The sequence below is a fragment of the Acidobacteriota bacterium genome, assembly GCA_028874215.1.
In the GTDB taxonomy this organism is placed as follows: domain Bacteria; phylum Acidobacteriota; class UBA6911; order RPQK01; family JAJDTT01; genus JAJDTT01.
Genome location: JAPPLF010000047.1, coordinates 1 through 8,987, shown reverse-complemented (window position 1 = coordinate 8,987; position 8,987 = coordinate 1). Strand labels below are relative to the sequence as shown.

The 8,987-nt window shown below is 64.9% G+C and carries 8 protein-coding genes; 7 read left to right on the top strand and 1 reads right to left on the bottom strand.

Annotated elements, in window-relative coordinates; translation table 11 throughout:
- Nucleotides 1-137: 137 nt before the first annotated feature.
- The 6 genes from OXT71_08945 (at nucleotide 138) to OXT71_08920 (ending at nucleotide 6,196) form a co-directional block, all read left to right on the top strand.
- A complete protein-coding gene (locus OXT71_08945) occupies nucleotides 138-848 on the top strand; it encodes an energy transducer TonB (GenBank protein MDE2926509.1) in 711 nt (236 codons plus the stop codon).
- A 287-nt stretch (nucleotides 849-1,135) separates the two neighbouring features.
- Entirely contained in the window at nucleotides 1,136-1,705 is a 570-nt protein-coding gene (locus tag OXT71_08940) for a MotA/TolQ/ExbB proton channel family protein (protein ID MDE2926508.1), read from the top strand.
- 147 nt (nucleotides 1,706-1,852) lie between these two features.
- Nucleotides 1,853-2,260, top strand: a complete 408-nt coding sequence (locus tag OXT71_08935) for a biopolymer transporter ExbD (GenBank protein MDE2926507.1) — start codon at nucleotides 1,853-1,855, stop codon at nucleotides 2,258-2,260.
- A 36-nt stretch (nucleotides 2,261-2,296) separates the two neighbouring features.
- Nucleotides 2,297-2,701, top strand: a complete 405-nt coding sequence (locus tag OXT71_08930) for a biopolymer transporter ExbD (protein ID MDE2926506.1) — start codon at nucleotides 2,297-2,299, stop codon at nucleotides 2,699-2,701.
- A 33-nt stretch (nucleotides 2,702-2,734) separates the two neighbouring features.
- Nucleotides 2,735-3,826 (top strand): hypothetical protein, encoded by a 1,092-nt coding sequence (locus OXT71_08925; protein ID MDE2926505.1) that lies wholly within the window; start codon nucleotides 2,735-2,737, stop codon nucleotides 3,824-3,826.
- Nucleotides 3,827-4,024: 198 nt separating this feature from the next.
- A complete protein-coding gene (locus tag OXT71_08920) occupies nucleotides 4,025-6,196 on the top strand; it encodes a bifunctional (p)ppGpp synthetase/guanosine-3',5'-bis(diphosphate) 3'-pyrophosphohydrolase (GenBank protein MDE2926504.1) in 2,172 nt (723 codons plus the stop codon).
- Nucleotides 6,197-6,293: 97 nt separating this feature from the next.
- On the opposite strand, the gene OXT71_08915 is transcribed toward OXT71_08920, so the two are convergent.
- On the bottom strand, nucleotides 6,294-7,727 hold the full coding sequence (locus OXT71_08915; protein ID MDE2926503.1) for a P-loop NTPase: 1,434 nt from the start codon (nucleotides 7,725-7,727) through the stop codon (nucleotides 6,294-6,296).
- A 212-nt stretch (nucleotides 7,728-7,939) separates the two neighbouring features.
- Here OXT71_08915 and OXT71_08910 point away from each other — a divergent pair.
- Nucleotides 7,940-8,987 (top strand): TonB-dependent receptor plug domain-containing protein (locus tag OXT71_08910; protein MDE2926502.1); only part of this gene is annotated, 1,048 nt, incomplete at its 3' end.

Sequence of the window (8,987 nt, the reverse complement as noted above, 5' to 3'; positions counted from 1 at the left end):
CTCAGGCAGCCTGGCAAGTCGTCTGCCGTCCCGCAAGGGCTTCGGACCTGGCGGCTGTCCGGGCTGTTGTCAGCTTCCCCTTCGCGCCCTCCCTCCGTTGCAGAGGGAGGGCCCGATTCGGGGAAAAGGAGCCTAACGTGTCAAGAGAGCCAACCTTCGAACTGGCGGGACGCGACCAGAACCTCGGGCGTTCCCTCGGCAGTTTCGCCTTCTCGTTTCTGCTCCAGGGCGGCGCTGTGGTGGCGTTCATCGTCATTCCCATCCTCGCCGTCAACCTCCCGACTCCGGAAGGCATCATGACCTTCATGGCTGCGGCGCCCCCGCCGCCCCCGCCGCCGCCGCCGCCGCCACCACCGAAGGCACGGCGCCGGGCCGCTCCGAAGCCGGTCCTCAACACGACTCCGCAGTTCGTGGCGCCGGTGGACATTCCGGACGACCTCGGTGACGCCGGGGTGGACTTTGGAGTGCCCGGTGGCGTCGAGGGTGGAGTCCCCGGCGGGATCATCGGCGGCATCGTCGGCGGTCTGCCCTCGGGCCCCCCGCCCCCGCCGCCCAAGGCCGCTCCGGTCCGCGTCGGAGGAGAGATCCGGGAGCCGACCCGCACGGTCTACGTGCAGCCCATCTATCCGGAAATCGCCAAGCAGGCCCGGGTTTCGGGAGTGGTGATCCTCGAGGCCATCATCGACCCGTCCGGCAACGTGACGAACATCTCGGTGCTTCGCTCGATTCCCCTGCTCGACCAGGCGGCGATGGACGCCGTGCGGCAGTGGAGGTACCAGCCCACTCTGCTCAACGGCGTGCCGGTTCCCATCGTCATGACCGTGACGGTAACCTTCAACCTCGGCTGACGCCGATCCGGAACGACGACCCCGGAAGCCCGGTTTTCCAGTCCAGACCACTTCATCAAGGCTGATTTCGCCCTGCCCACGATGCGGATTGACCGGATCCCAGCGATCCGACTTGTACCGATCCTCAGTCCGGTCCCGGGCAGGAGAAGCCAAACGCTTTTTTCCTAGATCCCAGGAGGACGAACGGAATGTCTTTTGACCTGCTTGAGATCTGGTCCCACATGGGGCCAGCTGCAAAGCTCATCAACGGCGTGATGGCCATCATGTCGGTTTATTCGCTCTCGGTCATGATCGAGCGCTGGCTGACCTACCAGAAGGCGAAGGGCCAGTCCCGCGGCTACTCCGTGCGCATCGCCAAGGAACTCAAGGCGGGCAACATCGACACCGCCATCAAGGTGAGCAAGGACAAGGATGTCAAGAACAGCCACCTCGCCAAGGTGCTGCTGGCTGGACTTCAGGAAATCCAGTTCCAGACCGAGGAAGGTAGCGGAGACAAGGACATCACGATGGAAGCGGCCCACCGGGCCATCCAGCGGGCGACCGCCATCAGCATGATGGACCTGCGCCGCAACCTCTCGGGCCTCGCCACAGTGGGCGCCACCGCTCCCTTCGTGGGCCTTCTGGGAACCGTGCTCGGCATCATCACCGCGTTCCGCGGCATGGCGCTGACGGGTTCCGGCGGAATCGGCGCGGTGTCGGCCGGAATCGCGGAGGCGCTCATTGCGACCGCCTTCGGACTCTTCGTCGCCATCCCGGCCGTGTGGGCCTTCAACTACCTGACGAACCGGGCCGACGGGTTCGGCGTCGAGATGGACAACGGCGCCTCAGAGCTCATCGACTTCATGGCCCGCCGCTGACGCGGATCCGTCGGAGTTCCCCCTTCAATGCCCCGCTGGCGCCACCCCAAAGCCTCTTCCGGCTCCGGGGTAACCGCGCCGGCGGGCCCCATTCCGTTCCCGTTCCGGGTGGCGGACAGGGAAACCAAGGAGTAAAGCGTCATGGGAATGGCAGGACTTGGTAGCAAGGACGTCAACGCCAACATCAATGTGACCCCCCTCGCGGACGTCATGCTGGTGTTGCTCATCATCTTCATGGTTGTGACGCCGCTTCTGCAGAAGGGAGTGGACGTCAAGCTGCCGGTAGCCGACTACGGGATCGATCACGGTGACAGCGACGATGTCGTCAACGTGGCGATCCGGGAGGATGGGGCGATCTATCTCGACCTCATCTCCGTCCCCAGGCAGGAGCTGCCGAACCTCCTCGTGGAGAAGTTCGCGGGCAAGACGGACAAGATCCTCTACCTGAAGGCCGACGAGCGGCTTCCATACCACGAGGTGCTCGGGCTGATGTCGCTCTGCCGTGATGGCGGAGCCGACGAGATCGGCCTCATCACCGAGCGGGCAGGCGAGTAGCAACCTCTAGAGGGCCCGCGCCCAGGAGAAACCATCATGGGAATGTCAGGATTCGCCTCCGGCGGAGTCACTTCCGACATCAACATCACACCGCTCATTGATGTGCTTCTGGTCTTGCTGATCATCTTCATGGTCGTCACCCCGCTGACCCAGCAGGGGCACGACGTGGAGATGCCCGACAACCAGGACCAGGTCATTGACGCCGAACCGGATCCGAACCAGTTGGTGCTGAGCATCGACTCGTCCGGACAGGTGACCATCAACAAGCAGGTCGTCGAGCCGGAGGAGCTCCCGCTGCGTGTCCGCGACATCTTCGAGACCCGCGCCGACAAGACGATCTTCCTCAAGGCCGATCCCTTCCTGACCTACGGACAAGTGGTTTCCGTTCTGGACATCGTGAAGGGGAATGGCGTTGAGCGCGTCGGGATCGTCGCCCAGTAGCTGCTCGCGCAGCCTCAGAGGAGATCACAAGCAGTGGCCCTAAACACAAAATCGATCGTCCTCATTTCGGTGGGCGTCGCTTTGGTTCTCTTGATCGGATTGGTCATCTCGCCCGCTCCCCCTCTTCGCGGGGGACTCCCCAACTACATCGACATGCTGCAGGCCATGCGGGCCTTCGGCAAGGCGAACGAAGCCTATGGGAGAAGGGAATACGAGGAGGCGATCCGCTACTACCAGGAAGCCACCGAGAACGCGCCCGAGGACAACCCCCTCATCCAGACGACGCTGCATTTCTTCAGCGCCAGCAGCAACCATCTGCTCTACAGCCCGACGACCTTCGACGATCCGCAGAACGAGGAGTACCTCGACAACGCACTCGACGGTTACGAGGACACCATCGCCGCCGTCGAAGAGGCGCTCGCGGACCCGGCCCTGGACCAGGCGTCAAGGGACAGCATTCAGCTCTATGAACGCTACGCCTCTGAACAGCTTGCGGGCATCCATCGCGACCACCTCGACGATCTCGAAGGAGCGGAGTACTACTTCAACCGTCTGATCGAAATGAATCCGGGCACTCCGGAGCTCTACTACGGCCTGGCCGACGTGTACGAGCGGTTCCACGATCCCGAGATCAACCCGCTCTTCGAGAAGGCCATCGAGGCGTACAAGGTTCCCGTGGAGATGAATCCCGACGATCCGATCGCCTACCGCCAGGTCGCCAACCTGTTCAACAAGTACGGCCGTTTCGACGAGACGATGGAATGGCTCGAACAGGCTCGGGACGTGAACCCGGACAACCCGGAGGGGTACTACCTCATCGCGACCTACTACTGGGACAAGGTCTATCGGGATCCTGACCTGACCGAGCGGCAGCGCCGTGAGTTCATCGACCTCGGACTGGCGCAGCTGGACGAGGCTCTGGTCCGGAACGACGAATACGTGGACGCCCTCGTCTACAAGAACCTCCTCCTGCGGGAACTGGCGAAGGTGGATCCGCGCAACGCGGACGCCTTGACTGCCGAAGCCGACGAGTACCGGAATCGGGCGATCGCCATCCGAGACCGGATGGAGCAGGAAGCGGCCGCCGCCGCTGCTGCCGCCGCGGAGGCTGCCCAGGAACGCTAGACAAGCGGATTCCCCAAGAGACCAGGAAAAGATCTCAGGCCCCCGTCGGCCGCGCGCTTCGGCCGCGGCCGGCGGGGTTTTTTTCTGCCGGTACGGGGAACGCCTTCCGGAAGCCGGCTGCCGTCCCGGAAGTGGACTCAACTGCTAGGGTAAACCGGGAGACAAGCGAGCGAAGATGAAGCGGGAGACCGGCGAGCGATGATTCGGTTCGAGACGATTCGGGACCGGGTCCGCTCGTACCAGCCCGACGCCGATTTCGACCTGCTCCGCGCGGCCTACGTGGTGGCCGCCAAGGCGCATCAGGGACAGGTCCGCCTCTCGGGCGAGCCCTACCTGAACCATCCGCTCGAGGTGGCCGGGATCCTCGCGGACCTGAAGCTCGACATCGTCTCCGTCGCCTGCGGCCTCCTCCACGACGTAGTCGAGGACACCAAGGTCACGAACCAGGATCTGGAGCGACGGTTCGGCCGGGACGTGAGCCGGGTGATCGATGGCCTCACCAAGCTGAGCCGCGTGGAGTTCAGTTCCGCGGAGGCCAACCAGGCGGAAAACGTTCGCAAGATGATCATCGCGATGACCGACGACACCAGGGTCATCCTCATCAAGCTCGCCGATCGGCTGCACAACATGCGGACGCTCGACTTTCTCCGGGAGGAGAAGAGGCAGCGGATCGCCACCGAGACGCTGGACGTCTACGCCCCGATCGCGGGGCGGCTTGGAATCGGGCGGATCGAAGCCGAGCTCCAGGATCTGGCGCTTCGTCACCTCGAACCCCAGACCTACAAGGTTCTCGAGGCTCGGGTCAAGGCCAAGAAACGGTGGGCCGAAGACTTCATTCGTGACCTCAGCCGGACGCTGAAGCGCGAGTTGCAGGCGGAAGAGATCCCGGGTGAACTGTCCGGCCGAACCAAGAGCATCTATTCCATCTATCGCAAGATGCATCGGCAGCAGATCGAGCTCGATCAGATGTACGACTTCATCGCCCTGCGGCTGGTGACCGATACGGTGCCCCACTGCTACACGGCGCTGGGAGTGATTCACAACGTCTGGAAGCCCATCCCGGGGCGGATCAAGGACTTCATCGCGATGCCGCGCGTCAACGGCTACCAATCCCTCCATACGAGCCTGATGACCGAGTCGGGGACACACTTCGAAGTCCAGATTCGCACCACGGACATGCACCGGGTGGCGGAAGAGGGGATCGCCGCCCACTGGAGCTACAAGTCTTCCGGCAGCTACGGCGAACAGGACATCAAGCGCTTCGCCTGGCTCCGCCAGGTTCTCGAATGGCAAAAGGAGGTCAAGGATCCCCACGAGTTCCTGAGCAGCCTGAAGATCGACCTCTACCCCGACGAGGTGCACTGCTTCACTCCGCGCGGGGAGGTCAAGTCGCTTCCCCGCGGAGCGACACCCATCGATTTCGCCTACGCCATCCACACGGAGGTCGGGCACGGCTGCATCGGAGCACGGGTCAACGGGGCCATGGCCCCCCTTCGGTACGAGCTGCGGAACGGGGACATCTGCGAAATCCTCACCCGCAAAAACCATCTGCCGAGCGAGGATTGGCTCAAGATCGCCCGCACGAACCGTGCGAAGAGCAAGATCCGGGCTCGGTTGAACGCCGAGGCCAAGCGGGAGAGCATCGAGATCGGCCGGAAGCTTCTGGAGAAAGAAGCACGGTCCCACGGTTTGAGCCTGCGACGGGTCCGCTCCGCGCCGGGGCTCGCCGATGCGATGAAGCGCCACGGAGCTCCCAACCTGGACGACCTCTATGCCGCGATCGGCTACGGCAAGGTGTCGGCTGCCCGCGCGCTGGCCGACGCCGTCCCCGCGGACCAGCTCAAGCGCGCGCCCGAGAAGGAACCTCCCTCGGAGTCCGGGTTCGCGGGCGCCGTCCGACGCATCATCGGGCGTGATCCGGGACAGATCCTGGTGAGTGGCCAGAACGACATCCTGGTGCACCGGGCCCGGTGCTGTTCTCCGCTACCGGGCGAGGCCATCGCCGGGTACATCACGAAAGGCAAGGGCGTCGCGGTTCATGCGGCCAAGTGCCGGCACCTCGCGGACCTCGCGCGCGACCCGGAACGCCAGGTCGACGTGTCCTGGAAGTCCACCACCGGAACCCGATACGACGCCGGCTTCCTGGTGCGGGTCGAGAACCGCAAGGGAATGCTCGCGGACATCACCAAGATCATCGCGGAGGCGGACACCGATATCCGGGCCTTCGAAGGCGCCGCTGACGATGCGGAACGCGGCGATATCTATGTGACCGTTGCGGTGGAGAACGCCAAGGAGGTTGGCGCCATTTCCCGTCTGCTACAGACGGTCCCGGGTGTGATCGAGGTCCAGCGCGGGTCGCCGACTCGGTAGGGGAACGCCGGTCTTCAGACCCGGCGCAGCCCACCGGAGGCGGGCGACCACTACCGGCTGGGCGGTAACGCGGCGCCACTCACGCTCACGGGCGGAGCTAGCCGACCGGGGTCGGGGCGTCTTCCTTCTGCCGGGCGAGCCGGCGCAGCAGGTGGTGGCTGTAGATCCCGGTCTCATGGCCGTCGTTCCAATGGATCTGCACACCGTAGTTGCCGACGGGAACGAGCTTCCGGGGCGCGAAGTTGGTCGGTAGCAATAGGGTCAACGACCGGCGCTTGCCGCTCCACTCGTCCACGCAGGTGGCACACGGGCAATGGTTCCGCAGGTACTCGAACCCGAAACGGTCTTCCGAGCCATCGTGCCAGCGCACGACCATCGCGCCGCCTTCCGCGTGTACCGATTCGGCGGCTCCATCCCGTGCGGCCTGGTTGGATCGCGCCACTTCGAGTGCGACCCGGCGGGCGATCTCCCGATAGGCGACGGCGGCGGGACTCTCGGGATCGCGGACGACCGTCGGCGTTCCCGCGTCTCCGGCCACGACCACCCGCGGATCGAGCGGCACGCCGCCCAGGAAGGGCAGGCCCAGATCCCCGGCGACTTCCTCGCCACCGCCGGTCGAAAAGATGTCGGTTCGCTCTCCGCAGTGCGGACAGGCGAACGAACTCATGTTCTCGATCACGCCGAGCACGGGAACGCGCACCGGCTGGAACATCCGGAGTCCCTTCTCGGCGATCGTCCGGGCCACCGCCTGGGGCGTCGTAACGATGACGGCTCCCGCAAGCGCGGCCGTCTGGGCAATCGTGAGCTGTACATCTCCGGTCCCCGGTGGGAGATCCACCAGCAGGTAGTCCAGTTCACCCCAGACGACTCCGGAAAAGAACTGCTGGACAAGCCGGGAGGCCATCGGTCCGCGCCAGATGACCGGAGTCTCCTTGGAAGAGAGCATCCCCATTGAGATGAACCGGACTCCGTGAGCCTCGAGCGGGAGCAGCCGGCGGCGCTCGTCGGTCGCCGGGCGATCATCCATCCCGAACATGGTCGTCTGCGACGGTCCGTAGACATCGGCATCCAGAAGGCCGACGCGAGCGCCGTCCGCGGCCAGGGCAACGGCGAGATTCGCGGAAACCGTGCTCTTTCCCACCCCGCCCTTGCCGGACGCAATGGCGACCACGTTCTGAACCCCCTCGGGTCGGGTGGGATCCGGCACGGGAGCACGCGGCCCGGGACCCCCGGATGGTGGGCCCGCGTCCTGCTCCACCCGGGATGTCGGTGAGGCACTCACTTCGGTGCGCACCGCCACCTCCACCCGTTCGATTTCCGGCAACCGGAGGACTGCCTCCCGAACCTGCGCCCGGATCTCGTCGGCGACTTCACTCCCGACGTTCGGAAGCGTCACCGTGACGCTGACGATCGGCCGGCAGATACGGATGTCGGCCACCTGGCCAAGCGCCACGATGCTGTCGCCGCCGAACTCGCGATTCCGGATCGGGGCGAGGATCTCCAGAACCTGTTTCTGATCGAGCTCGGACATGGGGTGAGGGAAACGTCTTGGAGGGCTCCACGCCGGGTGGGCGGTCCAAAGGGTTTAGGATAGCCGTCGGGATGGGCAGACCGGTGCTTTTGCAGGGAGAATCGTCCGCTGGTCCTCGGACGTGCTCCCTCTTACAATGGGTTGGCCCGGCTGTGTCCACACTTGTCCCCACCCGGGACGTGGAACCGGCCGGCGTCGGAAGGAGGCCAGCCGTGAACCAGAACCGCCTCGCCACTCGCTACGGGATGGTGCCGGTGGCTGCACTCGCTCTTGTGTTCTCCACCGTAGTCTCGGAGCCGGCAACAGGCGCAACCCAGGAACAGGAGGGGCAGGAAACCGAAGAACGGCAGGAAGAAACGGAAGGGGCCCCCGATCCCGCCGACATCATCCCGCGCTTCACCGACCAGGTCGTGGTGTCCGCCTCCCGGGTCGAGCAGGAGATCGTGAATGCGCCTGCCGCGATCGCGGTGATACCGACCGAGGTGATCGAGACCCAGGCCGCCAGCAACTTCGGCGACCTGCTGCGCCAGGCCCCGGGGGTGAACGTAACGCAGCTTTCCAGCACGCATTACAGCGTCACGAGCCGCGGCTCCTCAGCCGCCCTGGCCACCTCGCAGCTGGTCCTGGTGGACGGGCGTTCGGTGTATCAGGACTTTTTCGGCTTCACCAGTTGGGACTTTCTCTCGGTGGGACTGGACGACCTGGAGCGGATCGAGGTGGTGAACGGACCGGCTTCGGCGATCTGGGGAGCGAACGCCATGAGCGGCGTCGTGAACCTGATCACCAAGGCGCCGCGGGACGCTCTGGGCACAACGCTGAACCTCCGGTTCGGTTCGTTCGATCGCAACGTCACCGGCAACCCGATGGACGCGGGCAACCAGCTCATGGGGTCCCTGACCCACGCGCAGGCGCTGAACGATCGCTTCGCCTACCGGGCAACCGTCAGCTTCACCCAGCACGATCCGCTTCCGCGGCCCTTCGGCGAGATCCCGAATGACACGGGCACTCTTTACCCGCCGCTGCAGGGAGTGACGGCCCAGATGCCGAAGGTGGATCTGCGAGCCGACTGGGACGCGCCGGACGGCCAGAGCGGATTCCGGTTCTCCGGTGGATACGCGGGCAGCCAGGGGATCCTCCACTCCGGGATCGGTCCCTTCAACGTCCAGAACGGGGCAAGCATGTCGTATGGCCGGGTTCAGTACGTACGCGGCTCCATGGAGATCGGGGCCTTCCTGAACCGGACCTCCGCGGGCTTCGACT